Annotated in this window: 24 protein-coding genes, 1 tRNA gene and 2 pseudogenes; 19 read left to right on the forward strand and 8 right to left on the reverse strand. The window is 70.9% G+C overall.

The window, feature by feature from the left end; genetic code table 11:
- Nucleotides 1-219 precede the first annotated feature (219 nt).
- The gene (locus ABZ805_RS07080; RefSeq protein WP_358435598.1) at nucleotides 220-1,917 is read left to right on the forward strand and encodes a transcriptional regulator; all 1,698 of its coding nucleotides are present in this window, start codon (nucleotides 220-222) and stop codon (nucleotides 1,915-1,917) included.
- On the opposite strand, the gene ABZ805_RS07085 is transcribed toward ABZ805_RS07080, so the two are convergent.
- From ABZ805_RS07085 to ABZ805_RS07095, 3 genes are all read right to left on the reverse strand, one after another.
- The gene (locus tag ABZ805_RS07085) at nucleotides 1,892-2,236 is read right to left on the reverse strand and encodes a signal peptidase I (protein ID WP_358435601.1); all 345 of its coding nucleotides are present in this window, start codon (nucleotides 2,234-2,236) and stop codon (nucleotides 1,892-1,894) included. The genes ABZ805_RS07080 and ABZ805_RS07085 overlap by 26 nt on opposite strands.
- Nucleotides 2,236-3,798 carry a transcriptional regulator gene (locus ABZ805_RS07090; RefSeq protein WP_358435604.1) on the reverse strand — a complete coding sequence of 521 codons (1,563 nt, stop codon included), beginning with the start codon at nucleotides 3,796-3,798 and terminating at the stop codon, nucleotides 2,236-2,238. The genes ABZ805_RS07085 and ABZ805_RS07090 overlap by 1 nt, the downstream gene beginning before the upstream one ends.
- Before the next feature lie 139 nt (nucleotides 3,799-3,937).
- Nucleotides 3,938-4,318, reverse strand: coding sequence for an XRE family transcriptional regulator (locus ABZ805_RS07095; RefSeq protein WP_358435607.1), 381 nt, complete (start codon nucleotides 4,316-4,318; stop codon nucleotides 3,938-3,940).
- A gap of 160 nt (nucleotides 4,319-4,478) precedes the next feature.
- Here ABZ805_RS07095 and ABZ805_RS07100 point away from each other — a divergent pair, with 160 nt between their 5' ends.
- The 8 genes and pseudogenes from ABZ805_RS07100 (at nucleotide 4,479) to ABZ805_RS07135 (ending at nucleotide 10,041) form a co-directional block, all read left to right on the forward strand.
- Nucleotides 4,479-4,685, forward strand: a complete 207-nt coding sequence (locus ABZ805_RS07100; protein ID WP_358435609.1) for a helix-turn-helix domain-containing protein — start codon at nucleotides 4,479-4,481, stop codon at nucleotides 4,683-4,685.
- Nucleotides 4,682-5,023, forward strand: a complete 342-nt coding sequence (locus ABZ805_RS07105; protein WP_358435612.1) for a WhiB family transcriptional regulator — start codon at nucleotides 4,682-4,684, stop codon at nucleotides 5,021-5,023. Before ABZ805_RS07100 ends, ABZ805_RS07105 begins: the two co-directional genes overlap by 4 nt.
- Nucleotides 5,024-5,025: 2 nt before the next feature.
- Nucleotides 5,026-5,352, forward strand: a complete 327-nt coding sequence (locus ABZ805_RS07110) for a hypothetical protein (RefSeq protein WP_358435615.1) — start codon at nucleotides 5,026-5,028, stop codon at nucleotides 5,350-5,352.
- Nucleotides 5,349-6,019, forward strand: a pseudogene (locus tag ABZ805_RS07115) (hypothetical protein). Before ABZ805_RS07110 ends, ABZ805_RS07115 begins: the two are co-directional and overlap by 4 nt.
- Nucleotides 6,016-8,127: an FtsK/SpoIIIE domain-containing protein gene (locus ABZ805_RS07120; protein ID WP_358435617.1), complete on the forward strand. Its 2,112-nt coding sequence runs from the start codon at nucleotides 6,016-6,018 to the stop codon at nucleotides 8,125-8,127. The pseudogene ABZ805_RS07115 and the gene ABZ805_RS07120 overlap by 4 nt, the downstream one beginning before the upstream one ends.
- The gene (locus ABZ805_RS07125; RefSeq protein WP_358435618.1) at nucleotides 8,124-8,288 is read left to right on the forward strand and encodes a hypothetical protein; all 165 of its coding nucleotides are present in this window, start codon (nucleotides 8,124-8,126) and stop codon (nucleotides 8,286-8,288) included. The genes ABZ805_RS07120 and ABZ805_RS07125 overlap by 4 nt, the downstream gene beginning before the upstream one ends.
- Before the next feature lie 34 nt (nucleotides 8,289-8,322).
- A pseudogene (locus tag ABZ805_RS07130) lies at nucleotides 8,323-9,306 on the forward strand (recombinase family protein); the annotation flags it as partial.
- Between the two features lie 84 nt (nucleotides 9,307-9,390).
- The gene (locus ABZ805_RS07135) at nucleotides 9,391-10,041 is read left to right on the forward strand and encodes a zinc ribbon domain-containing protein (RefSeq protein ID WP_358435892.1); all 651 of its coding nucleotides are present in this window, start codon (nucleotides 9,391-9,393) and stop codon (nucleotides 10,039-10,041) included.
- On the opposite strand, the gene ABZ805_RS07140 is transcribed toward ABZ805_RS07135, so the two are convergent.
- A tRNA-Leu gene (locus tag ABZ805_RS07140) sits at nucleotides 10,023-10,108 on the reverse strand. The genes ABZ805_RS07135 and ABZ805_RS07140 overlap by 19 nt on opposite strands.
- Nucleotides 10,109-10,239: 131 nt before the next feature.
- Between ABZ805_RS07140 and ABZ805_RS07145 the strand changes: the two genes are divergently transcribed.
- On the forward strand, nucleotides 10,240-11,580 hold the full coding sequence (locus ABZ805_RS07145; RefSeq protein ID WP_358435895.1) for a M20/M25/M40 family metallo-hydrolase: 1,341 nt from the start codon (nucleotides 10,240-10,242) through the stop codon (nucleotides 11,578-11,580).
- Between the two features lie 145 nt (nucleotides 11,581-11,725).
- Here the strand turns inward: ABZ805_RS07145 and ABZ805_RS07150 are convergent, their stop codons facing one another.
- Complete coding sequence (locus ABZ805_RS07150; protein ID WP_358435620.1) at nucleotides 11,726-12,682, reverse strand: SDR family NAD(P)-dependent oxidoreductase; 957 nt, start codon at nucleotides 12,680-12,682, stop codon at nucleotides 11,726-11,728.
- Nucleotides 12,683-12,875: 193 nt separating this feature from the next.
- Here ABZ805_RS07150 and ABZ805_RS07155 point away from each other — a divergent pair, with 193 nt between their 5' ends.
- Both ABZ805_RS07155 and ABZ805_RS07160 read left to right on the forward strand, forming a co-directional pair.
- Complete coding sequence (locus ABZ805_RS07155; RefSeq protein WP_358435623.1) at nucleotides 12,876-13,472, forward strand: TetR/AcrR family transcriptional regulator; 597 nt, start codon at nucleotides 12,876-12,878, stop codon at nucleotides 13,470-13,472.
- Nucleotides 13,473-14,050: 578 nt separating this feature from the next.
- Nucleotides 14,051-14,314, forward strand: coding sequence for a hypothetical protein (locus ABZ805_RS07160; RefSeq protein ID WP_358435626.1), 264 nt, complete (start codon nucleotides 14,051-14,053; stop codon nucleotides 14,312-14,314).
- Here the strand turns inward: ABZ805_RS07160 and ABZ805_RS07165 are convergent, their stop codons facing one another.
- From ABZ805_RS07165 to paaK, 3 genes are all read right to left on the reverse strand, one after another.
- Nucleotides 14,315-16,357 carry a hypothetical protein gene (locus ABZ805_RS07165; protein ID WP_358435628.1) on the reverse strand — a complete coding sequence of 681 codons (2,043 nt, stop codon included), beginning with the start codon at nucleotides 16,355-16,357 and terminating at the stop codon, nucleotides 14,315-14,317.
- 39 nt (nucleotides 16,358-16,396) lie between these two features.
- A complete protein-coding gene (locus ABZ805_RS07170) occupies nucleotides 16,397-17,638 on the reverse strand; it encodes a carboxylate--amine ligase (protein WP_358435631.1) in 1,242 nt (413 codons plus the stop codon).
- A gap of 144 nt (nucleotides 17,639-17,782) precedes the next feature.
- A complete protein-coding gene (gene paaK / locus ABZ805_RS07175; RefSeq protein WP_358435634.1) occupies nucleotides 17,783-19,192 on the reverse strand; it encodes a phenylacetate--CoA ligase PaaK in 1,410 nt (469 codons plus the stop codon).
- 250 nt (nucleotides 19,193-19,442) lie between these two features.
- On the opposite strand from paaK, the gene ABZ805_RS07180 reads away from it, so the two are divergent.
- From ABZ805_RS07180 to paaE, 7 genes are all read left to right on the forward strand, one after another.
- On the forward strand, nucleotides 19,443-20,306 hold the full coding sequence (locus ABZ805_RS07180; RefSeq protein ID WP_358435637.1) for a 3-hydroxyacyl-CoA dehydrogenase family protein: 864 nt from the start codon (nucleotides 19,443-19,445) through the stop codon (nucleotides 20,304-20,306).
- Nucleotides 20,307-20,419: 113 nt separating this feature from the next.
- Nucleotides 20,420-22,462 (forward strand): phenylacetic acid degradation bifunctional protein PaaZ, encoded by a 2,043-nt coding sequence (gene paaZ, locus ABZ805_RS07185; RefSeq protein ID WP_358435640.1) that lies wholly within the window; start codon nucleotides 20,420-20,422, stop codon nucleotides 22,460-22,462.
- A complete protein-coding gene (paaA, locus tag ABZ805_RS07190) occupies nucleotides 22,459-23,409 on the forward strand; it encodes a 1,2-phenylacetyl-CoA epoxidase subunit PaaA (protein ID WP_358435643.1) in 951 nt (316 codons plus the stop codon). The genes paaZ and paaA overlap by 4 nt, the downstream gene beginning before the upstream one ends.
- On the forward strand, nucleotides 23,406-23,714 hold the full coding sequence (paaB, locus tag ABZ805_RS07195; RefSeq protein WP_358435646.1) for a 1,2-phenylacetyl-CoA epoxidase subunit PaaB: 309 nt from the start codon (nucleotides 23,406-23,408) through the stop codon (nucleotides 23,712-23,714). The genes paaA and paaB overlap by 4 nt, the downstream gene beginning before the upstream one ends.
- A 7-nt stretch (nucleotides 23,715-23,721) precedes the next feature.
- Nucleotides 23,722-24,603: a 1,2-phenylacetyl-CoA epoxidase subunit PaaC gene (gene paaC, locus ABZ805_RS07200; RefSeq protein WP_358435649.1), complete on the forward strand. Its 882-nt coding sequence runs from the start codon at nucleotides 23,722-23,724 to the stop codon at nucleotides 24,601-24,603.
- The gene (paaD, locus tag ABZ805_RS07205) at nucleotides 24,597-25,103 is read left to right on the forward strand and encodes a 1,2-phenylacetyl-CoA epoxidase subunit PaaD (protein ID WP_358435652.1); all 507 of its coding nucleotides are present in this window, start codon (nucleotides 24,597-24,599) and stop codon (nucleotides 25,101-25,103) included. Before paaC ends, paaD begins: the two co-directional genes overlap by 7 nt.
- A gap of 1 nt (nucleotide 25,104) precedes the next feature.
- Nucleotides 25,105-26,187 (forward strand): 1,2-phenylacetyl-CoA epoxidase subunit PaaE, encoded by a 1,083-nt coding sequence (gene paaE, locus ABZ805_RS07210; protein ID WP_358435655.1) that lies wholly within the window; start codon nucleotides 25,105-25,107, stop codon nucleotides 26,185-26,187.
- Nucleotides 26,188-26,683 lie beyond the last annotated feature (496 nt).

Consider the following 26,683-nt stretch of genomic DNA (forward strand, 5'->3'; position numbering starts at 1 on the left):
GGCTGTGGGCGCGCAACACGGCAGGCGGGAAATCGGTGGCGCACAAGCGGTTCCACCACGTCGACCCGCTCGGCCAGCTCCGGTTCGGCGGTGCCGTCGAGCACTTCGCGCAGCGACCAGTCACACTGAAATCAGCTTGTTGCTGTCGAAATCAGGGCGGAACGACTTCGGGGCGACTTGCGGACGACACGGGGCGGCCTCTTCGGGGAGGGATCGGCGGTGTGGAGCTACCGGACGGTGCTCGAACAGCGGATACGCCAGCGGCGGCAGACGTTGGAGGAGTTCGCCGAGTACGCGGAGGCGTTCGCGCGCGAGCACGGTGAGGTGGGCACGCTCGGTGTCCGGCACCTGCAACGGCTCGTCGCCGGGCGCGGGGCTCGTGGGAAGCCGCTCGGACCGGTGCGGCCAGCTACGGCGCGGCTGCTGGAACGGATCTTCGGAGACAGCATCGAGGCGCTGCTCAGCGAGCCCGCCTCGTGTCCAGCCACTGCGGTGACCGGTTCGGCGGCAGACCGCGGCGAAGGACGTCCGACCGGTCCGCGCCGGGCACTGGCGGAGTCGGGAGCAGGGACAGAGCCGCCGCGCACGGCCGGGACGGAACCGCCGACGACCAAGACCGAGCCGTCCGGAGATCTGCTCTCCGCCGTCGATTGGCTCGATCAGCACTCCGGACGGGCAGCCGGGACCACCAGGGGGAAGGTGCGATCCCGGCTGTCCCGGCTCAGCGTGGGAGACCTGCTCGACCGGAACGCCCGCCGCTCGCGGGTGGGACGGACCACGGTCGTTGACGCGCTCGCCGAGTACTACGGGGAAGGCGTCGCCAACGGACATTCGGTCCACCGGGCGAGAGCGGACGGCCGTGAGTTCGGCACCAGCCTTCTCACCCGGCCGGACTGGACCGGGCTCGGTATCCCACTCGCAGCGGAACGCGACGTGCTGGCGTTGGCCGAACAGCACTCAGCCCCAGCGGCGCAGCCGATCGACACCAGGAAAGCGGTGCACCGCCTCGCCGAAGCCACCGCGCTCGGCGTGCGCATGACCAACGCCCCGCTGTACCGGCTGCATGATGTCGATTTCACCGACGACACGGTGAACGGTTCGCTGAGCCTCTCCCCGTTCGCCGAATACGCGCTCACCTCGGATCTCCTCGAAGGCGAGCTGCTGGATGCGATCAGCCAGGGGAAACCGACCCGGCCTGGCGAGTTACCGCTTCGGGACGAGTACCTGCCGGACCTCTCCGGAGTTCTCGATCTGAGTGCGAGGAACTGCGTCGGCGGAGTCTTGGCGCTCTGCGCCATCGCGCGACCGGCCGACCCCTACCGAGGCCCGGCGGACTTCGCGCTGCTCGTCCAGGAGCGCTCCGGCAACGTGCTCAACGCGACCGGTCAGCTCTCGGTGATCCCGAAGGGCTTCCACCAGCCGTTGAAGGAAGCGCGGGCGGAAACGCGTATCGGTTCGACGCTGTTCCGGGAACTCGAAGAGGAGTTGTTCGGCCGCCCCGAAGTCGACGGAACGTCGGGAACGCGCGTCGCCGCTCCGATGCACCTGAGCAGGCTTTCCGCCCCGATGCGCTGGCTGCTCGACGAACCCGGCCGCCTGCGCGCGGAGTGCACCGGTTTCGGCCTCAACCTGGTCAGCGGGAACTACGAGTTCGCGAGCCTGGTCGTCATCGAGGACGAGGAGTTCTGGACCCGGTTCGGCGGCGACATCGAAGCCAACTGGGAAGCGTCCGGACTGCGCCTGTATTCCACGTTGGACCGCGAGCTGTTGAACCAGCTCATCGCGGACGAGACGTGGAGCAACGAAGGGCTTTTCGCGCTGCTTCAGGGGCTCCGCAGGCTCAACGGGCAGGACGACCCGCGGCTGAACATCCCCGAGGTGACGACCACGTTCACGAAGTCGGCCAGCGGACGGTGATCACCACGGCGTCGGTCAACGCCTCCCACTTGTGTTCGTGTCCCGGACCCCACACCGCGTAGTCGCCCCGCTTTTCCAGCGTGATGCTGGTGTCCACGAGATCGAGCCGGAAACGGCCCTGGACGAGCAGCAGCATCGTGGTGCGGTCGGCGTCGGATGCCCACTCCGTCCGGGCTTCGCCGGGCTCGTGGATGCCCCACTTCACTTCGGCGTCGGTGGAGTGCCGCACGTCGTTTTCGGGGCGGAAGTGGCCGAGCAGCCAGCCGCGGGTTTCCTGGCCGTCTTCGGCGGCGTTCCCGCTGTACCAGTTGTCGCCCACTAGCGAAGCTCCCATTCGATGTCCGGCAGGTTCACCCGCTCGCCGCCGAGGTCCGCGAGCCGCCGAAGTCCTTGCAGCAGCGCGAACAATCCTTCGTTGCTCCACGCTACATCGCGCACCAGGTCGGCCAGCGCCTCGCCGTCGAGGCTGGAGTACTGGCGCAGGTTCGACGCCTCCCAGTTCGCTTCGACCTGCCCGCCGAAGCGGTGCCAGAACTCCTCGTCCTCGACGACGATCAGACCGGGGAACTCGAAGTTCCCGCTCACCAGGTTCAAGCCGAATCCGGTGCTCTCCATCCGCAGCCGGCCGGGTTCGTCGAGCAGCCAGCGCATCGGCTCGGTCAGTCTGCTCGGGTGCATCGGGTCGGCCTTGCGCTGGTCGCCAACGGTGTTGTCGATCTCGTCGCGGCCGAACAGCTCCTCTTCCATCTCGCGCCGCAGCGTCGCGCCGATCTGCGCGTCGGCGCGCACGTCGGTCAACGGCTGGTGGAAGCCCTTCGGTGTGACCGCGAGGCGGCGGGAGGCGTTCACGACGTGGCCGGAACGCTCCTGGACCAGCAGCAGGAAGTCCGCTTCGCCGCGCAGCGGGCTCGCCGGGCGGGCGAACGCGCACAGCGCCAGCGTGCCGCCCGCGCAGATCCGCGCGGGCAGATCGAGCACCGCGGCCACGTCCGGCAGGTGGCGATCCCGCAGCGGCAACGCACCCGGTTCCGGCGCCCGTCCCGCGGCGAGTGTGTCGACCAGTTCGCCTTCGAGCAGGTCCATCGTCAGCGCGTACTCGACGAACCGCGTCACGCCGAGCGACCCGCCCACCTGGCCGCCGTCGAAGTCCGCGCCGAGCAGCCGGTACAGCGGCATGTCGACCATGCGCACGCCCAGCGTCAACGTCTCCGCGAGCCGGTCGACGGCGCGCGCCGCGGCCTCCTCGTCCAACGACAGCTCGGCGTCGGTGGCGGTCGTAGCCCGGAGCCGATCGTGGGCGGCGATCAGCGGTACTCGCAGGTCGAGCCAGTCGGGGTTGGTGAGGATGCTCGTCACCGACTCGTGGTCGCCGTACCGCGCGCTGTAGAGGCCGTGGCCTTCCGGTCGGTTCGCGTAGTACTCGGCGAGGGCGTGCGCGATGTCGCGTTGGTTGACGCGACCGCGCTTCTTGCCCCGGTCCTCCAGCGACCGCGCGTCGAGCTGGACCAGGCGGGCCGCGGTCTTCCGGCGGGCGGTGCCGGGCTCCCAGCCCGCGCGTTCGTCGATCCAGTCCAGCGCCGCGCCGATGTTCCGGTCGGCGCTCAACCTGTCCTCGGCGTCGGTGGTCGCGGGCTCGTCCGCCGCGTCCGAGCTGCCGGTGAGCGCGGCGAAGCGGTCCTTCACCTGAGCGGCGGCCTGCTCCAACGTCGTGTCCAAGAGCTGCTGCATCTCGGACTTCGGGCGCAGGTCCGGTTTCTGGTGCCATCCGGCCACCGTGCGCACGCCGATTCCGAGGTGTTCGGCGAAGCCCTCATTGCTCAGCCGTAACGCCGCCTGCAATGCGCACGCGGTCTCGCCGGTCCATCCGCTGGTCAAGTCCACCGTTCAGCGCTCCACGTATCCGTCGTGCACCGGTTCCGCACTGCTCCTGCACTGGAAGTGCGTCGAAGCCGCATGGGTCTCGGCGGCGATTCCCGGTGGAATCAATGGCATGGAAAACGGCACGAACACGAATTCCCGGCTACCGCTTCGGACGCACATTCTCGGCCACCGCTCTCAGGTCGGTCTTCAAGTCGTCCAGGCGCTCGGTGATCTCGGCCAGGCGGTCCTCGACGGCGTCCAGCCGGGACGCCAGCGGATCTACGTGACCGGTGTCCTCGCCCTGCTCAGGGGGTGTGCGGCCGTGCAGCACGGCGTCCAAGTGCTGCGGGTGCCACCCGAGGGTGCTGGACAGGGATTCCAGCGTTCGCGCGCTCCGCCGGCGCTCCACCGTGTGGTGCTGGATCTCCCTGACGATCGCTTGTGAGACGCGCGATCGGTCCGCGAGTTCCCGTTGCCGCCACCCGAGCGCGTTGACGCGCTCGTTGATGGCCTTGGCGACTGCCGCCCAGTCTTCCGACACCTAATTCCTCCGCGCTCCGCCTCGGCGCCGAGGTTAACGGTTCTTCCCCCACTTCCCACCCGTGACACCGCACTCGTGGTGACGCGGTGAATCAACACGTCCCATTCTGCGCTGATTTCATCAATATAGTGATGAAATCATTAATCCAAGGGGATTTTTGATGCGTTCCGCACTTCGTACTTCCGACCGCTCGACCTACACGGTCCGGCAAGCCGCTTCGATCCTCGGCGTTGAGACGGCGACCGTCTCCCGCGCCGTCCGGGTCGGGAACCTGCGGGCCGTGTTCCGTCGCGGACGGCTCGTGGTCCCGGCCAGCTCGCTCACCCGGCTGCTCGGCGAGCCCGCCGAGAACGGGGGTGGCCGATGAACACGCCGTTCAACGACCCCCGGCTGATCGGCATCGCCTGGCGGCTGGACCGGCTGCGCTGGGCGCCGACCGACTCGCTCGCCGAGATCGTCGGCCGCGACGGCAGCTGCCTGACCAGCGACCCACACGACGAACCGCCCGCCGACGCACGCACGGACCGGGAGTTCGCCGCCCGGCTCTGCGCGGGCTGCCCGGTCCAGGACGAGTGCCTGGAACTGGACCTGCGCACCGCGGGCGAGAACACCGCCGGGGTCTTCGGCGCACTGCCCGAGGACGACCGGCGCGACCTGCTCATGCACTGGCGCCAGCGCGGCGAACGCGCCGAAGGAGGTGACTGACCATGATGGCCCAACTGACTCCGGTGGAGATCCTGATCGGTGCCGCCGTGCTCGTCGCCCTGGTCGCGCTGCGGCGGGCCAGCGCGCGGGCCGCGAAGCGGGCGCACGACGCCGCGCAGGTCGGGACACGGGTGATGTCGCTCGCGAGCCGGGTGTTGCTCGGCGCGGCGGTGATCGTCGGCGTGCAGTGGATCGCGATCACCCACGCCGAGAACCGCGCGGTCCTCTGGACGGTGCTCGCCGTTCCCGCGCTGCTCGCCGCCTACACCGTCACCAAGGCGCTGACCGTCACCGTGGAGACGCCGCGCCGGAAGGGCGGCCGACGATGAACCGGCGGGAAGCTGAGAGGAGCCAACCCTCACCCGAGGCCGAGGCCGAGGCGATCGAGCGCACCAGGGCGCAGGTGGACCGGTTGTGCTGGACGGGAATCCTGCTGGGGCTCGCGTTCACCATGACCAACGTCCAGAGCTTCGCCGCCGCGGGCGCGCCACCTGGTCGCTGCCGTGGTGGGCCGCGTGGCTGCTCGATCCGATGGTGTCGCTGGTGCTGCTCGCGGTGCTGCGCGCCGAGCAGGCCACCGCCCGCTACGGAATCCGCACCGGTGGGTGGGTACGCGGGGCGAAGTGGTTCACGCTCGCCGCGACCTACGTCATGAACACCTGGCAGGCGTTCGCGGACGCTTCGGCGGCGTTGGTGGTGCTGCACTCGGTGCCGCCGCTGGTGGTGTTCGTCGCGGCCGAGGCGGTGACGGACCTCCGCGACAAGCTCGGCGAGGCCGCGCGGGGAACGGTCGTGAACGGCGGTGAACACCCCGCGCCGGACGGGAACGCCGCGCCGAAGCGGCGGGTGAGCTTCGAGGAGTACTTGGACTGCGCCCGGTCGGCGTGGGCTCCCGGAACGGACGTCACACCCGCTTGGGTTCGGGAGGTCTCCGGGTGCTCGCGCGGGTTGTCGTCCCGGCTCGCCGCCACGCTCGCGGAGGAGGTGCGCGGATGAGCACCGGACCTGTCGAACGCCACGTGTTCGAGGCGGACCTCGTCGACGAGATGCCGAAGCCGAGCCGCGGGCGCCGCTTCGCCGAGTGGTGGCGGCACTCCACGCATGTCCCCGCCGCGCTGCGTTCACGGGCAGCCGCGAAGAACGCCACAGTGGACGCGACGGTGTTCCTGCTCGGCTCGCCGAAGGCGTTGCTCGGCGCGGTGTGGCGCGGCCTGGTGCTCGCCGTGCGGGCGTGGCGCCGGTGGGTCCGCGTCGTGGACTACCGGGAGGCGGCCGAGCAGTCCGAGAAGCTGGCGGACAAGTTCATCGAGATCCGTGAACTCACCTTGTTCCGCTGGAAGCTCACGGTTGCCGTCGCACTGTTCACGGCTTCAGCGCTCCTGGTGGCCGAACTGTGCTTCGGGTCGGTGGCGCTGTGGAGCGCGGGCGGGATCGCGGCGGTCGCGCTCGCCGTCGCCGGTCGGCGGAAGGAAGGCGTGCCGGGCCGCAAGTCCGTGCTGTCGGGTCCGCGGTCGTTCGCGTGGACGATGGAACCGCAAGTGCTCATCGACGCCTTTCGCGACGCGAAGCTGATCGGCAAGGACGAATCGCTGCGCCTGGTCGAACGGGCGGCGCGGGCGGGTGATGGCTGGGCGATCACCGTGGATCTCCCGGCCACCCGCAAGGCCGCCGACGCGATCAAGAACCGGGAGGTGTTGGCCTCGGCGCTGGCTGTCGACGAGGTTCAGCTCATCGTCGAGCGGGTTCGCGGCCGTGGCGGCCACGCGGGTCGGGTGTTCCTGTGGGTGGCGGATGAGGACCCCTACGCCGGTCCGCCGGTGCGGTTCCCGTTGCTCGACGCGGAGTGGTGGGACGCCTGGCGGCCGGTCCCGTTCGGGGTGGACGCGCGGAACCGGCGGGTCGACCTGCCGTTGGTGTGGACCTCGCTGCTGGTCGGGGCGATCCCGCGCCAGGGCAAGACCTCCGCGGTGCGAGTACCGGCGGCAGGGCTCGTGCTCGACCCGCACACCCGGCTCTACGTCTTCGACGGCAAGGGCGGCAAGGACTGGGAGGCCGCCGAATCGGTCGCGCACCGCTTCGTCTGCGGCGACGAGATCGAGCACACCAACGCCGTCCGCGACCACTTGGCCGAGCTCGTCGCCGAGGTGCAGAGCCGCTACGCGCGGATGTCCAAGTTGGACGACGAGGTATGCCCGGAGTCGAAGATCACCCCTGCCATATCGAAGGATTCGGCGCTCGGGATGCCGCTCACCGCCGTGATCATCGATGAGGTCCAGGTGTACCTGGAGAACCCGGAACGCGAGGACGTGGGCGGGCGCAAGACCACGCTCGGCGGGTACATCGCGGACCTGCTGACCTACCTCGCCCGGAAGGGGCCGGCGGTCGGCGTGGTGGTCATCCTCGCCACCCAGCGGCCGGACTCGAACACGATCCCGTCCCGGCTGCGCGCGGTGCTCGGGTCCCGGTTCGCGCTGAGGGTGATGGACTGGCGGGACTCCAACATCGTGCTCGGCGAGCAGATGAACACCCGGGGGTTCGACGCTTCGACGTTGCTCACCCACCACAAGGGAGTCGGCATCCTCCGCCCGGACGGCGATACCGACGCGGGCGAGGAGACGTTGGCGCTGACCGTGCGAACCTTCTACCTGCTCAACGCCGAATGGCGGAGCATCTGCCAGCGCGGCCGAGCGCTCCGCGAAGCCGCCGGGACACTCAGCGGCCACGCCAGCGGCGACGACGCGCACCAGGCCATCGACGAGACCGTGGTGGTCAAGGCGATCGGTGCCGGTATCGCGCGCACACCGGTCTCGGAGAACCTGCCCGAACCGCTCGCGGCCGTGTGCCACCACCTCGGTTCCGGGCTCGACGAACGGGACTTCGTACCGTCCGCGGAGCTGACCGCCGCGCTCGACGTGGTGCCCGGCATCTTCGCGCAGCAGATGGGCGAGCTCGGGTGTCGACCCACCCGCAACCGGGTTCCCGCCGACAACGGCGAGACCCGGCGGGTCCGCGGCTACTTCACCGCCGAGATCCGCGCGGCCGTCCAGCGCTTCACGGCTGATGAAATCGGCTCTAATGCGGAGGCAGAGGACGAGGAGGCATGAGCGGCGCGAACGACACCGAGCTGACCATCACCGTCCGCGTCCCGGCAGAACTTCCGGATCTCAACCAGCAGACTTGCCGCGCGCTGCTTGCCATACTGGTCGACATCACGACGAACGAGGCCCCGGAACGGCCTCGGGAGGGAGGTGCACGTGACTGCTGAAATCAGTGATCCGTGGGCGACGCTCGACGACCTGATGGGCGTGGAAGCCGTCGAGCCCGTCGACCAGGCGATCGGGCCGGTCGCCTTCTACGGGCGGTGCTCGACCGAGGACAACCAGGACCCGGAGACCTCGCACGCCTGGCAGCTCGACACCGCCCGCAAGTTCGTCGAACCCCTCGGCGCGACGGTGGCGGCCGAGTACTTCGACATCGGGCAGTCCCGGTCGGTGCCGTGGGAGCGCAGGGACGAAGCGGGGCGCCTGCTGGCGGCTTTGAAGAACCCGAACCGCGGGTGGAGCGCCGTGGTCGTCGGGGAAGGAACGCGGTGCTGGTTCGGCAACCAGTTCTCGTTGATCGCACCGAAATTCGCCGCGCACGGGGTCGAGCTGTGGGTTCCTGAACTGGGCGGCAAGTTCGACGCCCGCAACCCCTCGCACAAGATGTTGATGAGCGTGCTCGGCGGCATGAGCGAGTCCGAACGCCAGCACGTGCAGGCCCGTGTCCGGGCCGCGATGGATGCACAGGTCGTGAACGAGGGGCGCCACCAAGGCGGGCGGGCACCGTACGGCTACGTCACGGCGGACGGCGGTCCGCACCCGAACCCGAGGAAGGCGGCGGAGGGCTACCGGCTGCGGGTGCTGGCCATCGATGAGGATGCCGCGGTGGTCGTGCGAAGGATGTTCGCCGAGTACCTGGACGGCAAGGGTGACCGCGCCATCGCGAACGCGCTCAACCGCGATCGCATCCCGTGCCCGTCGGAGCGGCGGCCCGAGCAGAACCGGCATCGCATCGCGGACGGATAGCAGGCCAGCACGGTTCGAGCGATCTTGGAGAATCCGCGCTACACCGGTTATGCGTTCTTCGGCCGCTGGACCCGGCAGGAAATGTTGATCGACCCGGACGACGTGGCTGCCGGGAACACTGTCCGGTTCCGGCGATCGGCTCCGGATCGCATCGTGCGATCGAGGGAACCCGCGCACCCTCCGATCGTCTCGATCGAGGAGTTCACGCAGGCCCAACTGCTGCGCCGCTCGAAAGCCTCCGGTGGGCTCAAGACCGCGCGCAAGACCGAGCGCAGCGGTCGGGACACGAAGCGCACCTACTTGTTCCGCGGCCGGATCCGCTGCGCGCTGTGCGGGCGCAAGATGGAGGCGAGTCCTCGGGCGCACGGCATGTACTACCGGTGCCCGGCCCGCACCCTCGCGCCCGGCTCGCCGGTGCTGGAGTCGCATCCGCCCGCGGTGTACCTCCGCGAAGACCTCATCCGCGAGGCGGTGAACGGCTGGCTCGGGCACCTGTTCGATCGCCGGAACGTGGATGGCACCGTGGCGGCCCTGGTCGCCTCACAAGGTGTGTCCGGAGGTGTCCCGAGCGAACAAGGTCGGTTGAAGCAGAAACTCGCCGACACCGAATCACGGCTGAGCAGGTTCACCGCCGCCATCGAGGCAGGAGTTGATCCCGCCGCGATGGTCGATGCGATCAACGCGGCCCAGAACGAACGAGCCGCGCTCAGAGCCGAACTGGAGCACGCGCCCACACCGAGCACGCTCACCGACGCCGAGATCCACGCCATGATCGACTCGCTCGGCGACGTCGGCGCCGCGCTTCACCAGGGGAAACCGGACCACCTGGCGGGCCTGTACACCGCCGTGGACCTCCAGGTCCGCTACCAGCACGAAGTCCGCGCAGCGGACATAAAAATTCACCCGGCACGAAGCCGGGTGAATAGTGTGCGTGTCCGAGGGGGGACTTGAACCCCCACGCCCATTAATAGGGCACTAGCACCTCAAGCTAGCGCGTCTGCCATTCCGCCACTCGGACGCCTCAGCGCCGCCTGTGTTCCTCGGCGGCTCCGTTCTGTTGTGACACTAGATTAGCTGATCGATTTCAGGGCTTGGGACCCACCCCCCTGTAGGGGTTCGGAGTGATAGAAAGGCCTGGTGAACGAGCATATGGAGACCGCTGCGGACGATCATGGGGCGGGGCTGCGGCTGGCCGAGGACGAGGTCGTCGAGCTGGCGAGCGAGCTGATCCGGATCGATACGACGAACACAGGCGATCCGGCGACGCTCGCGGGTGAGCGGGTGGCCGCCGAGTACGTCGCGGGGAAGCTGGCGGAGGTCGGGTACGAGACGACCTACGTGGAGTCGGGCGATCACCCGGGCCGCGGGAACGTGATCGCGCGGCTGCCGGGGTCGGGCTCGGATCGGGGTGGACTGCTGGTGCACGGGCACTTGGACGTGGTGCCCGCGGACGCCTCGGAGTGGTCGGTGCACCCGTTCTCGGGCGCGGTGCAGGACGGCTACGTGTGGGGCCGTGGCGCGGTGGACATGAAGGACATGCTGGCGATGAGCCTGGCCGTCGCGCGCCGGTTCAAGCGGGACGGGATCACGCCGAAGCGGGACATCGTGTTCGCGTTCCTCGCGGACGAGGAGGCCGGTGGGCTGCAGGGCGCGCAGTGGCTGGCGGATCACCGCCCGGAGCTGTTCGAGGGCTGCACCGAGGCGATCAGCGAGGTCGGCGGCTATTCGGTGACCTTCCAGGACGGCGTGCGCGCCTACCTGGTGCAGACCGCGGAGAAGGGCATCCGCTGGCTCAAGCTGCGGACGCGCGCGCGGGCCGGGCACGGGTCGATGGTGCACGACGACAACGCGGTCACCCAGCTCGCCGAGGCCGTCGCGAAGCTGGGGCGGCACCGGTTCCCGCTGGTGCTGAACGACTCGGTGCGCGAGTTCCTCGACGGCGTCACCGAGCTCACGGGCTGGGACTTCCCGGCCGACGACCTGGACGGGTCGATGGCGAAGCTGGGCAACCTGTCGCGGATCGTGGGGGCGACGCTGCGCGACACGGCGAACCCGACGATGCTCACCGCCGGGTACAAGCACAACGTGATCCCGTCGGTCGCGGAGGCCGCCGTGGACTGCCGGATCCTGCCGGGGCGCGAAGAGGCGTTCGACCGGGAGCTCGCCGAACTGCTCGGCCCGGACGTCGAGCGGGAATGGGTGGGGCTGCCGCCGGTCGAGACCAAGTTCGAAGGCCGCTTGGTCGACACGATGAGCAGCTCGCTGATCGCCGAGGACCCGGCGGCGAAGACGTTGCCGTACATGATGTCCGGTGGCACGGATGCGAAGTCCTTCAGCAGGCTCGGCATGAACTGCTACGGCTTCGCGCCGCTGCGGCTGCCCGCCGAACTCGACTTCAGCGCCCTGTTCCACGGTGTCGACGAACGCGTTCCGGTGGAGGCGCTGCGGTTCGGCGTCCGCGTCCTCGACCGGTTCCTGCAGGAAGCGTGAGGGCCTGCCGCCGCGGAGCACTCCGGTGACCGCGGCGGCCTGGCCGGCGGTCGATGCGGGCGCGGGATCAGATCGCCGTCCTGACTGCTCGCTCGTCGTGGCCCCGCGGTCCGGTGGGGCTGCACCGGCGTCCGCAGGGGCGACGTCACGCGCGGATCGGCGGCTCGGGATCGGGGGCGACGCCGGTGCCGGCGGCGGTGAACTCCCACAGCTCGCGGGCTAGCTCCGGATCTCGGGCGGCCGCCGAGCGGCGGGCGGGCCCGGCTGGGCCGCGCGTCTCGAACCGCCCGGTGGGGCCCACGTAGTCGCCGCCGCGCACCGGTCCGGTCGCCGCGCGGAGCTGGGGCGCGATCCCGGCGGCGACCGGTTGGGAGAGGAGCCGGTCCGGGAGCACGAGCAGGCGAGCCCGCCAGGTGCCGCCGCGGCTGAGGCTGTTGTTCAGCAGCTCGGACGCCGTCAGCCCGGGGTGGGCGGCGACGGACAGCACCGGGTCCCCGGTCAGCCGCAACAGCCGGTCGAGCTCCGCGGCGAACAGCAGGTTCGCGAGCTTCGACGCCCCGTAGGCGAGCGTGGGTGAGTAGCGCCGGCGATCCCAGTGCGGGTCGGTGAGATCGAGTCCGCCGGTGCGGTGCCCGAGGCTCGACGTCGTCACCACCCGGGAGGGCAGCTCGGGGCTGCCCGCAGCCCGCAACGCCGGCATCAGCAACCAGGTGAGCGCGGCCGGGCCGAGGTGGTTGGTCCCGATCTGCAACTCGAACCCGTCCCGAGTCCGGTCGTGCGGGCCCAGCGACACGGCGGCGTTGTTGATCAACACGTCCACCCGGTCGCCGGTCCGGTCCCGGACGTCAGCGGCGGCGGTGCGGACCGAAGCGAGATCGGCCAGGTCGAGCTGGACGGCCTCGGCCGAGCCGCGGCCCTGGAGTCCGTCCCGCACCTGTTCGACGGCCGCCGCGCCGCGTTCGGCGTCGCGAACGGTCATCAGGACGCGGGCACCGGCCCTGGCCAGGGCGCCGGACAGGGCGAGGCCGAGGCCGGACGTCGTGCCGGTGACGACGATGGTGCGCCCCGCGAGGTCGGGGAGCGGTTCGTGCGGCGGTGCCATGGGAGTCGATGCCTCCAGTAGGAATGAGCCTGCTGTGCGAGCGGATCGGTGTGGTGCCGCGAAGTGCGGGCCGCGCCGACGCTCTCGTTGCCGGATCCGACGTTCCCGACGGGAAGGCTCGCTCGCGGCGCGCGGGCATCGTCGGCGGACAACTGGTGTGACAGTGTCACATGAGCAACCGTTCCCCATTCAGATGACGCTGTCAAGTAAGGTTGTCCTCGTGACACGGGCCCAGGCTGCTGCAGCGACTCGGCGCACTCTCATCCGCGCCGCGTCCGAACTCCTCGACGAGGGAGGTCCCGACGCGGTGACCCTCCGCGCGGTGGGCGCCAGCGCCGGAGTCTCGCGCGGTGCGCCCTACGGGCACTTCACGAACAAGGAACACCTGTTGACCGAGCTCGCCATCGGAACCTGGAACTCCCTGGCTGACGAAGTGGAAGCGCTGCGGGGAGATCCGGGCTTCGAGCCGGGCGCGCGACTCGAACGAGCCCTGCTGGCGCTCATCGACGTCGCCCGCCGGACACCGCACCGGTACGCGCTGATGTTCAGCACGTCGGCCGGCACCCCGGTGGCCGCCGAAGCGGCGAGCCGCCTGGAGAACGAGTTCCTCGCCCTGGTCGCCGACATCGTCGGCGAACCGGACGCGCGCCGCTACGGTGCGCTGCTGATGTCGAGCGCGCACGGCATCGCCGGAATGGAACTCAGCGGACATCTGGCGAAGGACGGCTGGCACGTCGGCGTGGAACAGCTGGTGACCATGCTGATCGACGGGATCCGCCCCGGCGCCTGATCCTTCCTCGAACACCGTTTTTCCGGGCCGGGTATCCGGCCGGTCGCCGCGCTTCACCCGGCGGGCGCCGCTCGGGTTGGTGATCGGCATGAGCGCGGTGAGTTCTGGAAGTGGCACTGCTGACCGACGTCCGTGCGAATCACTCTCAACGGTGTGAGGGTGGGCAAGTCCAGTCGAGGGTGGCGTGGCGGGCCACGACCGCCGGGGTTCCCGCAGGCGCAGCGATCAGTGCCGTCCGGAAACCGCTGTCGGGTCGGCCACGTCCGGACTCGACGTGGAGTCGCCGGAGGTCGCCAGCGCCAGGGCGCGGTCCGGGCCGGAGCCGCGCATAGCGGACGGCTGCGAGCAGGAGTGTGTCTGGACTGCTGCCGTACGGGGAACTTGCGGAGCGGGTCCGGCAGTGCGGGTGCGGAACGGATCTTCGCGGCAGGTGCCGCGCCCGTGGTGCCGGTGTCCGCCCGGATGAAGCGTCCCCGAGCCCCCGCACCCGACGGCCGGATTGGTTCGTCGGGGTGTCGGGGGGATCCGTTCGGGGCATTTCGTCCCTGTTCGGGGTCGAGGGCTGGCAACATCGGCGCATGGGTGCGATCAACTCCGGTCCGAAGCTCGCCACCGTGCTGCGACGCCCTTTCCGATGCGTGGTGTGCGAGTACGCGTTGTTCTGGTCCCGGCAGATCAAGATGAACACCGGTGGTGCCGAGTTCCTCGATCTCGCGTGGGCGAACCGGTCGGCCACGGGGCTGATCTGCGCTCGGTGCGGGTACGTGCACGAGTTCGCGGGCCGCAAGCGCCCGGAGCTGTGGACCGAGCGGAAGGGGTATCCGGAGGCCGACGCGGGCTAGTCAGTCCACTGTGGACTCGTGGTGCGGTCCTTCGGAGGCCTGCAGCGCGCCGGGCCGCAGCCGGTCGCGGCCCCAGCTGCGCTCCACGTAGCCGATGATCCGCTGGACGTCCTCGGCGGGGACGCGCTCCGGTTCACCGCGTTCGAGCGGGTCCACGTGGAAGATGTAGACGCGGGAGGCGAACTGGTCGAACGGCAGCGACGCCTCCCCGAACCGCTCGCCGTGCCCGGTGGTGGACACGACGACCCCGTCGCCCCAGTCCTGCCCGCTGTCGTTGTTGGGGTTGAAGAAGTACACCCGCACGACGTCCTGCGGATCCGGTGCGACGCGCAGGATGGTGATGGCGTGCCAGCCGATGTAGCGGGCCGCGCTGTCGGTGACGGCGATCCCGGCGGGCTGCGGGTGGATCAGCGGCCGTCCGCCGTTGTAGCCCGGGTGGTAGCCGGCGTGGAAGCGGCGCAGGAACTCGTCCAGGTCCACCAGGTTCCCGGTCGCCACGTCCACGTTGATCCAGAACCCGCGGGCCGCCCACCAACCGTGGAACTCGGGGTTGACCCAGCGGTGCGGGTCGCCGGGGCGGTCGGCGCAGCGGCGGCCCATCTCGGCGTAGATCCGGTCCAGGTGCGGCACCACGACCAGTGACACCGGGTCCAGGTCGACCGGCAGCGTCTTGGCGACTCCGCCCGCACTGTCCCGCGACGACACCGGGTTGCCCTCGAAGTGCATGGTGATCTCGTCGTCCCGCGCCGCCCACACGACCAGCTGCAGCAGGTAGTCGGGGTCGTTGTACGCCCACATCGACAGCGCGCGGGCGGACTGGCAGGTCGGGTTGTCGCCCTGCCCGACGCCGAGCGGCTGGCCCAGCATCGAGATCACCCCGGCGGTCAGCCGTGCCACCGGACCCGGCTGGTCGCCGAAGACGGCGGTCAGGCGGTCCCGGGCGACGGGGGAGAGCTCCAGGGACAGCTGCCGCCACAGCGCGGGCTCCACCGGCGCCTCGTGCAGCACGCCGCGGTCCAGCAGCAGCGCGAGCCCGTAGACGCACTGCGCCGTCTGCGGGTGCACGGCGTCCTCGATCAGCCGGTGCACCAGGTCGCGGTAGCGCAGCAGGCAGGTGCGGCCGATGTCGGAGAGCCCCAGCGCCTCCGGGACCAGGTAGTCGCTGCCGCGCAGCAGGAACCGCAGCAGTTCGGCGTGGTACGGCGAGACCAGCCCGGTGTCGTGCATGGCCCGGGCGAACCCGCTGGCCTCGTACTGCAGGGCGCTGGTGTCCATCGCCTCCAGCCGTTCCCGGAACACCTCGACCCCGGGATCGTCCCGGCACGCCTCGGTGGTGCCGAACAGGCTGGTGATCAGCCGGTCCAGGCCCTGCGCGGAGGTGGCGCCGAAGTCGACGTCGGGATCGCTGCGGTAGATGGAGATCCGGGTGATCAGCGACTGCACCTGCTCGACCTGGATGGGCCGCTGGCGCAGGATGCGCCAGATCTCGTCGACCAGTTCGCCCAGCACGCTGTCGTAGCCGATGCCGTCGGCGAGGTACTGGAACAGGTCGCGGATCAGCTGCGCGTTCCGCCCCTGCCGGGTGCGCTCCGCCTCGTTGGGCGGGGTGAACAGCAGGTCCAGGTTCATCGCCAGCACCTGGGAGAGGAACTGGTGCGCGTCGTCGGCGGAGAACGACGCGTGGGCGTACTCGCCGCGCGCGACGGCGAGCAGCCGCAGCTCGCTGGTCGCCTCCAGCACCAGCGTGTCCGCGTTCTCGCAGCGCAGTCCCGGCCCGGCCAGCGCCGGGATGAGGATCTCGGGCGAGGACCAGTCGGTGCCGTCGAACAAGCCGGCCTCGTCGAGCGCCTGCGCGCGGGCCTGGACCGCCGCCGCACCGCCCGGTTGCCGCAGGACCCGCCGCAGCGCTTCCAGCACCCGGCGCAGCTTCGCCGGTTTGCCGAAGGCACGGGTCTCGGACAGGGCGCGGACGGCGTCGTCGAGCGAACCGACGCGCCGGTCCAGCGTCGTCGGCGCACCTGCGGCGTCGGCGGTCGGTTCCACGGGTCTCTCCCTGCGAGGCCTCCCGCGTGCGCGGAGACCTCAGACGTAGAAGTCGAGTTCTTCCTGCTGCTTCAACAGGTCGCGCATCCGGTGCGGGTCGTCCCCGAAGAAGTACACCAGGCCCCAGTGGTTGCCGAACGCGGTCCGCTTGGTCACGGTCTCCTCCGGTGGGGCCGTCAGATCGTGGGACTCATAGTAGTCGTCGTCCTCGGTCTCCTCCGGCAGTTGGAGTTCGCTGACGACGCGGCGCCGCGGGTACACCCCGAAGCACCCGGCCACGCCGGTGGCGTCCACGACCTCGCGCGGGAAGAAATCGCTGATCTCCTCCTCGGTGGTCTTCGGGTCGAACGCCAGCGCCAGCCCCTGGTAGGCGTTGAACCCGTAGGCCCGCTCCAGCAGCTCGAAGACCCGGAACCCCGGTGGCCGGTAGGCGACCTCGCCGAAGTACATCTCGCCGTCGCTGGTGACGAAGTACTCGGGGTGCACGAAGCCGAACTCGATGTCGAAGGCCTTGATCAGCTTCTCGACCTGCTCGGTGATCTGCGGCCGGAACCGCTCCAGCGCGGGCGTCGCCGGGACGAACACGGAGTACCCGAGCGTGACGTACTCGGAGATGTTCAGGAACATGATCTTCCCGTTGTGGATCCACGCCTCGACGGCGAACTCCCAGCCGTCCAGGTGCGATTCCATCAGGACGGGGAACTCCTCGTCCGGGATCGCGTCGATCTCGTCCGGGGTGCGGATGACCCGGTGCCCGAGGCAACCGGCCTTGTCGAAGGCCTTGATGTGGATCGGATCGTTCGGGTCGCCGTCGAGCTTGAGCAGCGTCTGGTTGACCCGCTTGAGGAATCTGATCACGTCGTCCCGGTCGTGCGCCTCCTCGAAGATCCCCACCCGGATGCCGCCGAGCTGGGCGCGCCGCTTCATCAACGCCTTGTCCCGCAACAACATCGCCTGGCCCAGCAGCCGCGGGTTGTCCAGCAGCACCGAGTTGATCGCCCCGGCCCACTCCACGGTCTCCTCGAACAGCGGGATCGCCACGTCGACGCCGCGGTCCTGCAACAGCTCCGCGATCTCCATCGAGCGGTCGTTGAGCCGCTCGAAGTTCCAGCGCAGGTAGGGGATGTCGTGCTCGGCGCAGTACTCCTCCGCCCAGTCCGGGGCGACGACCACGTACCTCCGGTCGAACCGGTCGAGGGCTTCCACCGCGTTCAGGCTCCAGCCGAGGAGCGCGACATACCCCTTGTCCGGGTCCTTGGTGGCAGATTCGGGCTTCGGCATGGACCGTCCCTCCATCTGGGCTCGTCGAGTTTCCCGACGTGGAACAACGGTAGTCGTGAATCTCGCGGCGCCGAACCGGCGAACGTGCCCCCGTGCGGGTCCGTCCGGCGGAGCGAAGTGCGGCGTTCGGTGCAGTCCGCGGTGCTACCGCGGCTCGCGGCGGTCGATCACGCGGCGCAGCTTCCCCACCGAGCGCTCCAGCGAATCCGGTTCGAGGATCTCGACGCCGACGGAGATCCCGACGCCGTCCTTGACCCGCGCCCCGATCTCCCGGGCGGCCGCGGCGCGCTGGTCGGCGTCGATGCCGTCCAGGCCCTCGACGCGCACCGTCAGCCGGTCCATCCGGTCGTGGCGGGTCAGCTGGAGCTGGAAGTGCGGGGACAGGCCGTCGACGTCGAGCACGATCTCCTCGATCTGGGTCGGGAACACGTTCACCCCGCGCAGGATGATCATGTCGTCGCTGCGGCCGGCGATCCGGTCCATCCGGCGGAACGACGGGCGCGCGGTGCCCGGGCGCAGCGCGGTGAGGTCGCGGGTGCGGTAGCGGATGACCGGCATGGCCTGCTTGGTCAGCGAGGTGAACAGCAGCTCGCCGGTGTCGCCGTCGGGCAGCACGTCGCCGTCGATCGGGTCGACGACCTCCGGGTAGAAGTGGTCCTCCCAGACGTGCAGGCCGTCCTTGCTCTCCACGCACTCCTGCGCCACGCCGGGCCCCATGATCTCGGAGAGCCCGTAGATGTCGACGGCGTCGAGGTCCATCCGCTCCTCGATCTCGCGGCGCATCTGCTCGGTCCACGGTTCGGCGCCGAAGATGCCGATGCGCGGCGAGCTGGTGCGGGGATCGATGCCCTGGCGCTCGAACTCGTCGAGCAGCGTCAGCATGTACGAGGAGGTCACCATGATGACCTCGGGCTGGAAGTCGGTGATGAGCTGCACCTGGCGCGCCGTCATGCCGCCGGAGGCGGGGATCACCGTGCAGCCGAGCTTCTCGGCGCCGTAGTGCGCGCCGAGCCCGCCGGTGAACAGGCCGTAGCCGTAGGAGTTGTGCACCTTGTGCCCCGGCCGCCCTCCCGCGGCGAAGATCGAGCGGGCCAGCACCGTCGCCCAGGTGTCGAGGTCCTGCTCGGTGTAGCCGACCACGGTCGGCTTCCCGGTGGTGCCGGAGGAGGCGTGCAGGCGGCGCACGCGGTCCTGCGGCACGGCGAACATGCCGAACGGGTACTCGTCCCGCAGGTCCTGCTTGGTGGTGCACGGGAACTTCGCCAGGTCGGCGAGTTCCCGGCAGTCGTCCGGGTGCACGTCCGCTTCGTCGAACCTGCGGCGGTAGAACGGCACGTTCTCGTAGGCGTGCCGCAGCGTCCACCGCAGCCGGTCCAGCTGCCGGGCGCGCAGTTCGTCGACGCTCAGGCGCTCGTCGGGGGTGAGGTCGGCGAGACGCGGTGCGGGACCGAGACGCGGCACGGCACCGGAGCGCGGGGCGGCACCGGAGCGGTCGGCGCCGGAATCGGCGGTCGCGGGGCGGGGTGCGGTGGTCCTGCCGGGCGTGGTGGTCATGGAATCCCTTGGCTGCCGAGGTCTCGCGAAGCGGGCCGCACGTCCCGCCGAGGTGGGGGTCCGCGGCGCCGCGGCCTTGAAAACCGACCGAATGGACGGTAAGTAATGTGAGCTCAGTAAAAGCGGCGCGGGCGCCGGATGTCAAGGGAGCACGAGCGCGGAAGTCCGCGCGGCGCAACGGGTTCGCGGCGCCCGCCGCGAGGTCGCAGGAGCGGGACCGGTCCGCCCGGTTCCGGGAACGGAGGTGGTCGTGCAGGACGTCCAGGGAGCTCCCCGCGAGGTCGGGGTGATCGGCGGTGGCCGGATGGGAGCGGGCATCGCCCAGGTCTTCGCTACCGGCGGCGCCCGGGTCTCGGTCGTCGAGAACGGTGCGGCGGCCGCCGAAGCCGCCCGCGCGCGGCTGGCCGACGGGCTGGCCAAGGCCGCCGAGCGCGGCAAGCTCGCCGAGGACCCGGAGGCGGTCCTGGTGCGCGTGTCCGTCGTCGACGGCATCGATCGGCTCCCGGCGGACGCGGACCTGGTCGTGGAGGCGGTGCCGGAGCTGGCGGACCTGAAGGTCGGCGTGCTGGCCGCGGCCGAGGCCGTCCTCGGCGAGCGCACCGTGCTGGCCAGCAACACCAGTTCGCTGCCGATCACCGAACTCGGCGCCGCGCTGCGCGTCCCGTCCCGGTTCCTCGGCATGCACTTCTTCAACCCCGTGCCCGCGTCGAAGCTGGTCGAAGTGGTGCACGCGCCGGACACCGCAGGCGAGGTGGTGCAGCAGGTGCGCGAGTGGGTCCGGGGGCTGGGGAAGGCCGACGTGGTCGTGCGCGACTCGCCCGGGTTCGCCACCAGCAGGCTGGGCGTGCTGCTGGGGCTGGAGGCGGTCCGGATGCTGGAGGAGGGCGTCGCGGACGCGGCGGCGATCGACGCCGCGATGGAACTGGGCTACCGGCACCCGATGGGACCGCTGCGCTCGACCGACCTGGTCGGCCTCGACGTCCGGCTCGCCATCGCCGAGCACCTGCGCGGCGCGTTGGGGGAGCGGTTCGCGCCACCGCGACTGCTGCGCGACAAGGTCGCGGCGGGTGAGCTGGGGCGCAAGACGGGGCGCGGTTTCCACAACTGGGACTAGCCGGTCGCCGGGCCGGTGGCGCGCGAACTTCGGCGTTCTCGCTTCCCCCGGTCCGGCGGGCGCGTTAGCATTAGTTCCCGAACGTTCGGTCGGTTAATGGTTGGGGAGGGTTGATGGGTCACGCGACAGAGCTGTTGCGCAGCTACGTCTCCGGGGAGTGGCACACGGCGGCGGACGGGGGCGCGCCGCTGCACGACGCCGCGACCGGGGACGAGGTCGCGCGGATCTCCTCGGCCGGGATCGACTTCGCCGCCGCGCTGCGGTACGGCCGCGACGTCGGCGGTCCCGCGCTGCGGCGGCTGACCTTCCACCAGCGCGCCGCGCTGCTCAAGGCGCTCGCCTCGCACCTGCGCGAGCACCGCGAGGAGCTCTACGCGCTGTCCGCGAAGACCGGCGCCACGCTCGGCGACTCGAAGTTCGACGTCGACGGCGGCATCGGCGTGCTGTTCGCCTACGGGTCGAAGGGCAAGCGCGAACTGCCCAACGACACCGTCTACGTCGACGGCGCCGTCGAACCGCTGAGCAAGGGCGGCACGTTCCTCGCGCAGCACATCGCCACTCCGCTGCGCGGCGTCGCCGTGCAGATCAACGCCTTCAACTTCCCCGTCTGGGGACCGCTGGAGAAGCTCGCCCCCGCGTTCCTCGCCGGGGTGCCCAGCCTGGTCAAGCCCGCCAGCCAGACCGCCTACCTGACGGCCCGGCTGGTCGAGCTGATCGTCGAATCCGGCATCCTGCCGGAAGGCTCGCTGCAGTTCGTCGCGGGCGGCGCCGGAGACCTGCTGGACCACGTGACCGCGCAGGACCTGGTGTCGTTCACCGGCTCGGCCGCCACGGCGCAGAAGCTGCGCGCGCACCCGGCCGTGGTGCGGAACTCGGTGCGGTTCAACGCCGAGGCCGACTCGCTGAACTGCTCGATCCTCGGGCCCGACGCGGTCCCGGGCACCGCGGAGTTCGACCTGTTCGTCAAGCAGCTCACCACCGAGATGACGGTCAAGGCCGGGCAGAAATGCACCGCGATCCGCCGCGCGTTCGTCCCGGCCGAGCTCCTCGACGACGTCGCCGCGGCCGCGTCCGCCCGGCTCGCGAAGGTCACCGTCGGCGCCCCGGACGCCGACGGGGTCCGGATGGGCGCGCTGGCGAGCCTGGAGCAGCGCGAGGAGGTCCGCCGCTCGCTGAAGGCGCTGCTCGCCGCGGGATCGGTCGTCTACGGCGACCCCGAGCACGTCGAGGTCACCGGCGCGGACGCCGAGACCGGCGCGTTCCTGTCCCCGGTGTTGCTGCGCGCGGACCCGGAACGGCCCGAACCGCACGAGGTCGAGGCGTTCGGACCGGTATCGACGCTGCTGTCCTACACCTCCGCCGAGCAGGTCGTCGAGCTGGCGGCCCGCGGCGGCGGCAGCCTCGTCGGCTCCGTCGTGTCCGCCGACCCGGACTTCGTGCGCGAGGTCGTGCTCGGCGTCGCACCGTTCCACGGGCGGCTGCTGGTGCTCGACGCCGCGGACGCGCAGGAGTCTACCGGGCACGGCTCACCGATGCCCCAGCTCGTGCACGGCGGACCGGGACGCGCGGGTGGCGGCGAGGAGATGGGCGGCGTCCGCGGCGTGCTGCACCACATGCAGCGCACCGCCGTGCAGGGCTCACCCGCCGCGCTCAGCGGCGTCACCGGCCGCTGGGTCGAGGGCGCCCCTCGCCGCGAAGCCGAGGTGCACCCGTTCCGGAAGTCGTTGGCACAGCTGGAGATCGGCGACACCGTCGTCGCCGGGCCGCGCACGGTCACGCGCGCCGACATCGACCACTTCGCCGAGTTCACCGGCGACACCTTCTACGCCCACACCGACCCGGAAGCGGCCGCGGCGAACCCGCTGTTCGGCGGCATCGTCGCGCACGGCTACCTGGTCGTGTCCTTCGCCGCGGGCCTGTTCGTCTCCCCGGAACCCGGTCCGGTCCTGGCGAACTACGGGCTGGAGAACCTGCGCTTCCTGACGCCGGTGCAGGTGGACGACGCGCTGACCGTGACGTTGACGGCCAAGCAGATCACCCCGCGCGTGGACCAGGACTACGGCGAGGTCCGGTGGGACGCCGACGTCACCAACCAGGACGGCGACTCGGTCGCGAAGTACGACGTGCTCACCCTCGTCGCGAAGGAGGACCGATGACCGCCACGCTCCCCGAGACCGAGCTCGAAGCCCACTTCGAGCGCAACATCGAGCGCGACCAGCGGATCGAGCCGCGCGACTGGTCGCCAGAGGGCTACCGCAAGACGATGGTCCGCCAGATCGCCCAGCACGCCCACTCCGAGATCATCGGCATGCAGCCGGAGGGCAACTGGATCACGCGCGCGCCCTCGTTGCGGCGCAAGGCGATCCTGCTGGCGAAGGTGCAGGACGAGGCCGGGCACGGGCTGTACCTGTACTCGGCGGCGGAGACCCTCGGCGTGGACCGGGCGGACCTGACCGAGAAGCTGATCTCCGGCCGCCAGAAGTACTCGTCGATCTTCAACTACCCGACGCTGACCTTCGCCGACGTCGGCGTGATCGGCTGGCTCGTCGACGGCGCCGCCATCTGCAACCAGGTGCCGCTGTGCCGCAGCTCCTACGGCCCGTACGCGCGGGCGATGGTGCGGATCTGCAAGGAGGAGTCCTTCCACCAGCGGCAGGGCTACGAGCTGCTCATGACGATGATGCGCGGCACCGCGCAGCAGCGGGAGATGGTGCAGGAGGCCGTCGACCGCTGGTGGTGGCCGTCGCTGATGATGTTCGGCCCGCCGGACGCCGACTCGCCGAACACCGAGCAGTCGATGGCCTGGAAGGTCAAGCGGCACACCAACGACGAGCTGCGGCAGCGCTTCGTCGACATGTCCGTACCGCAGGCCGACGCCCTCGGCGTCACCTTCCCGGACCCGGACCTGGCGTGGAACGCCGACCGCGGGCACTACGACTTCGGCGCCGTCGACTGGGCCGAGTTCAAGAACGTGCTCCGGGGCAACGGCCCGTGCAACGCCCAGCGCATCGCCCGTCGCCGCCGCGCCCACGAGGACGGCGCCTGGGTCCGCGAAGCCGCGGCCGCGCACGCGGCGAAGAAGCACGAGGAGGGGACCGCATGAGCGACTCGAACTCCGGTGGAGCCCGGCACGACTGGCCGCTGTACGAGGTGTTCGTCCGCGGCAAGCGCGGGCTTAACCACGTGCACGTCGGCTCGTTGCACGCCGCCGACGACCAGATGGCGCTGCACCACGCCCGCGACCTCTACACCCGCCGCAACGAAGGCGTGTCCATCTGGGTGGTGCGCGCCGCGGCGATCGCCGCTTCCTCGCCCGACGAGAAGGACCCGTTCTTCGCGCCCAGCGGCGACAAGGTGTACCGGCACCCGACGTTCTACGACATCCCCGAGTCCGTTCCGCACATGTGAGGCCCCGATGTCCTTCGACAACGCCTACGAAGCCCTCACCGAAGAGGGCGACGCCCGCTGGGCGTTCGGCACCGGATTCGAGGACCCGCTGTCCGGAGTGGACACCACCGTCCCGGCCGGCGTCGACGGCGCCGAGCTCGCCGCGTACTGCCTGATGCTCGGCGACGACGCGCTGGTCTTCTCGCATCGGCTGCAGGAGTGGTGCACCCGGGCGCCCGAGTTGGAGGACGAGGTGGCGATCGCGAACATCGGCCTCGACCTGCTGGGCCAGGCGCGGCTGCTGCTCGCCCGCGCCGGGAAGGCGGAAGGCCGGGACCGCGGGGAGGACGACTACGCGTTCTCCCGCGCCGAGCACGAGTTCCGCAACGTCCGGCTCGCCGAGCTGGAACGCGGTGACTTCGGCGAACTGGTCGCCCGGCTGCTGGTGTTCGCCACCTGGCGGCTCGCGCTGCTGCAGCGGCTCACCGGCTCCCGCGACCCGGTGCTGGCCGCGATCGCGGACAAGGGCGTCAAGGAGGTCACCTACCACCGCGATTACGCCGCGCAGTGGGTGGTTCGGCTCGGCGACGGCACCGAGCACTCCCACGAGCGCGTCACGGCGGGCTTCGCGGCGGTGTGGCCGTACGTGGCGGAGCTGTTCACCACCCACCCGGTGGAGGCGGCGCTCGCCGCGGACGGCATCGGCGTCGACCCCGCGGGCCTGCGCGCCGAGTTCGACGCGGTGCTGGCGCAGGTGTTCGCCGCCGCGACGCTGGCCGAGCCGGACGCGGCACCGATCGCCGGGGTCTCGCACCGGACCGGCCGCGACGGCGTGCACACCGAGTCGATGGGATTCCTGCTGGCCGAGCTGCAGAGCGTGGCCCGCGCGATGCCGGGGGCGACGTGGTGACCGGCCTGCGACAGGACGCGCGCGCCGTCGCCGCGACGGTGGTGGACCCGGAGCTGCCGATGCTCACCCTCGCCGACCTCGGCGTGCTGCGCGAGGTCTCCGAGTCCGGTGGCCGGGTCGTCGTCACGATCACGCCCACCTACTCGGGCTGCCCGGCGATGGACACCATGCGCGACGACCTCGACCACGCGCTGCGCGCCGCCGGGTACGACGACGTGGAGATCCGCACCGCGCTCACGCCCGCCTGGAGCAGCGACTGGATCAGCGCGGACGGGCGCCGCAAGCTCGCCGAAGCGGGCATCGCGCCGCCCGGCACCGGACCGTCGCCGACGGCCGGGCCGATCCCGCTGACCCTCGGCCCCACCGTGCGGCGGGTGACCTGCCCGCAGTGCGGTTCGCCCGACACCGTCGAGGTGTCCCGGTTCGCCGCGACCGCGTGCAAGGCGCTGCGCCGCTGCCGCTCCTGCGCTGAGCCGTTCGAGCACGTGAAGGAGATCTGACGTGAGCACCCCCGTTGCGTCCCGGCTGCGCGGTGAGTTCCACCCGCTGCGCGTCGCCGACGTCTCCCGGCTGTGCGACGACGCCGTGGCGGTGACCTTCGAGGTGCCGGACGAGCTCGCCGGCAGCTACGCGTTCCGCGCCGGCCAGTCGTTGACGCTGCGGCGCACCGTCGACGGCCGCGAAGAACGCCGCTCCTACTCGATCTGCTCCCCGGAGGGCTCCGCACCGCGGATCGGGGTGCGGGAGGTCCCGGACGGGCTGTTCTCCACCTGGCTGGTGCGCGACCTGCGCCCCGGCGACGAGGTCGAGGTCGGCACGCCCACGGGGAACTTCACCCCCGAACCCGACGTGCCCGGCAGGCACGTGCTCATCGCCGCGGGCTCCGGCATCACGCCGATGCTGTCGATCGCCGCGACGGTGCTGCGCGAACCCGGCGCCACGGTGACCCTGCTGTACGGCAACCGCCGCACCGACACGGTGATGTTCGCCGACGACATCGCCGACCTGAAGGACCGCCACCCGGCGCGGCTGGAACTCGTCCACGTGCTGTCCCGGGAACCGCGCGAGGCCGAGCTGTTCACCGGCAGGCTCGACCCGGAGAAGCTCGCCGCGCTCGGCCCGCTGCTCGGGGACCTCGGCGCGGTGGACCACTGGTGGCTGTGCGGGCCGTTCGAACTGGTGACCGCCGCCCGCGACCACCTGACGGGCGCCGGGGTCGCCGAGGACCGCATCCACCTGGAGCTGTTCTTCGTCGACGACGCCCCGCCCGCACCGGTGCGGCACCCCGACGCGGCGGTGGACGGCGCGGCCAGCGAGGTCACCGTCGTGCTCGACGGCCGGGCCACCTCGATGTCCACGCCCCGCGACACGTCCATCTTGGACGGTGCGCAGCGGTCCCGGCCCGACCTGCCGTTCGCCTGCAAGGGCGGTGTGTGCGGTACTTGCCGCGCGCTCGTCACCGGCGGCGAGGTCGACATGCGGCGCAACTTCGCCCTCGAACAGTCCGAAGTGGACGCCGGGTTCGTGCTCACCTGCCAGACCCTGCCCTGCTCCGACGAGGTCACCGTCGACTACGACGCGTGATCGGCGCGGTTCCGGCGGGGAGTCCCGGCCGGTCCGCTGCGGCGGCTCCGCGGACGGTGCGGGGGCGGACGGTGCGGGGGACTCAGCGCGGCTCGCGCCGATGAGCCCGCCGACGGCGTCGCCGACGCGCAGCGGCGCGTCCCACCAGCCGTGGTCGTTCCACGACCGGATCAGTCCGGTGCCCCACTGCCGGTGCAGCACGTCGGTGACGACCGGCGGCACCGCGGCCGGGAGCGGGCCGAGCGAGTTGCCGTCGAGGTAGACGAGCCCCTCCGGCAGCAGGAAGCGGTCCCGGACGCCCGCCAGCGGATCGGCGGCGTCCAGTTCGGCGGCGAGGTCGGCCAGTGGCGCGGTGGACATGGCGGTCCCGTCTCGTTCATCGGCGGTGTGGAGCTCTCGTTGCGGCACCAGGTTGGCGGCCGGCCCCGCAGCGGCCTCGCCGCTGACAGGAGAAGGATCCGGCACCCGCCGCGCAAGTGCAATGGCCGACCGCCGG

Origin of the sequence: Saccharopolyspora sp. NPDC047091 (assembly GCF_040643635.1) — a bacterium.
GTDB lineage: Bacteria > Actinomycetota > Actinomycetes > Mycobacteriales > Pseudonocardiaceae > Saccharopolyspora_C.

Excerpts from the sequence above, each read along its gene's own strand:
- ABZ805_RS07100 (WP_358435609.1), top strand. The coding sequence starts at position 4,479 with ATGCGTTCCGCACTTCGTACTTCCGACCGCTCGACCTACACGGTCCGG.
- ABZ805_RS07125 (WP_358435618.1), top strand. The coding sequence starts at position 8,124 with ATGAGCGGCGCGAACGACACCGAGCTGACCATCACCGTCCGCGTCCCG.
- paaK (WP_358435634.1), bottom strand. The coding sequence starts at position 19,192 with ATGACCACCACGCCCGGCAGGACCACCGCACCCCGCCCCGCGACCGCC.
- ABZ805_RS07120 (WP_358435617.1), top strand. The coding sequence starts at position 6,016 with ATGAGCACCGGACCTGTCGAACGCCACGTGTTCGAGGCGGACCTCGTC.
- paaC (WP_358435649.1), top strand. The coding sequence starts at position 23,722 with ATGTCCTTCGACAACGCCTACGAAGCCCTCACCGAAGAGGGCGACGCC.
- ABZ805_RS07145 (WP_358435895.1), top strand. The coding sequence starts at position 10,240 with ATGGAGACCGCTGCGGACGATCATGGGGCGGGGCTGCGGCTGGCCGAG.
- ABZ805_RS07155 (WP_358435623.1), top strand. The coding sequence starts at position 12,876 with ATGACGCTGTCAAGTAAGGTTGTCCTCGTGACACGGGCCCAGGCTGCT.
- ABZ805_RS07170 (WP_358435631.1), bottom strand. The coding sequence starts at position 17,638 with ATGCCGAAGCCCGAATCTGCCACCAAGGACCCGGACAAGGGGTATGTC.
- ABZ805_RS07160 (WP_358435626.1), top strand. The coding sequence starts at position 14,051 with ATGGGTGCGATCAACTCCGGTCCGAAGCTCGCCACCGTGCTGCGACGC.
- paaZ (WP_358435640.1), top strand. The coding sequence starts at position 20,420 with ATGGGTCACGCGACAGAGCTGTTGCGCAGCTACGTCTCCGGGGAGTGG.
- paaB (WP_358435646.1), top strand. The coding sequence starts at position 23,406 with ATGAGCGACTCGAACTCCGGTGGAGCCCGGCACGACTGGCCGCTGTAC.
- ABZ805_RS07110 (WP_358435615.1), top strand. The coding sequence starts at position 5,026 with ATGATGGCCCAACTGACTCCGGTGGAGATCCTGATCGGTGCCGCCGTG.
- paaA (WP_358435643.1), top strand. The coding sequence starts at position 22,459 with ATGACCGCCACGCTCCCCGAGACCGAGCTCGAAGCCCACTTCGAGCGC.
- ABZ805_RS07150 (WP_358435620.1), bottom strand. The coding sequence starts at position 12,682 with ATGGCACCGCCGCACGAACCGCTCCCCGACCTCGCGGGGCGCACCATC.
- ABZ805_RS07105 (WP_358435612.1), top strand. The coding sequence starts at position 4,682 with ATGAACACGCCGTTCAACGACCCCCGGCTGATCGGCATCGCCTGGCGG.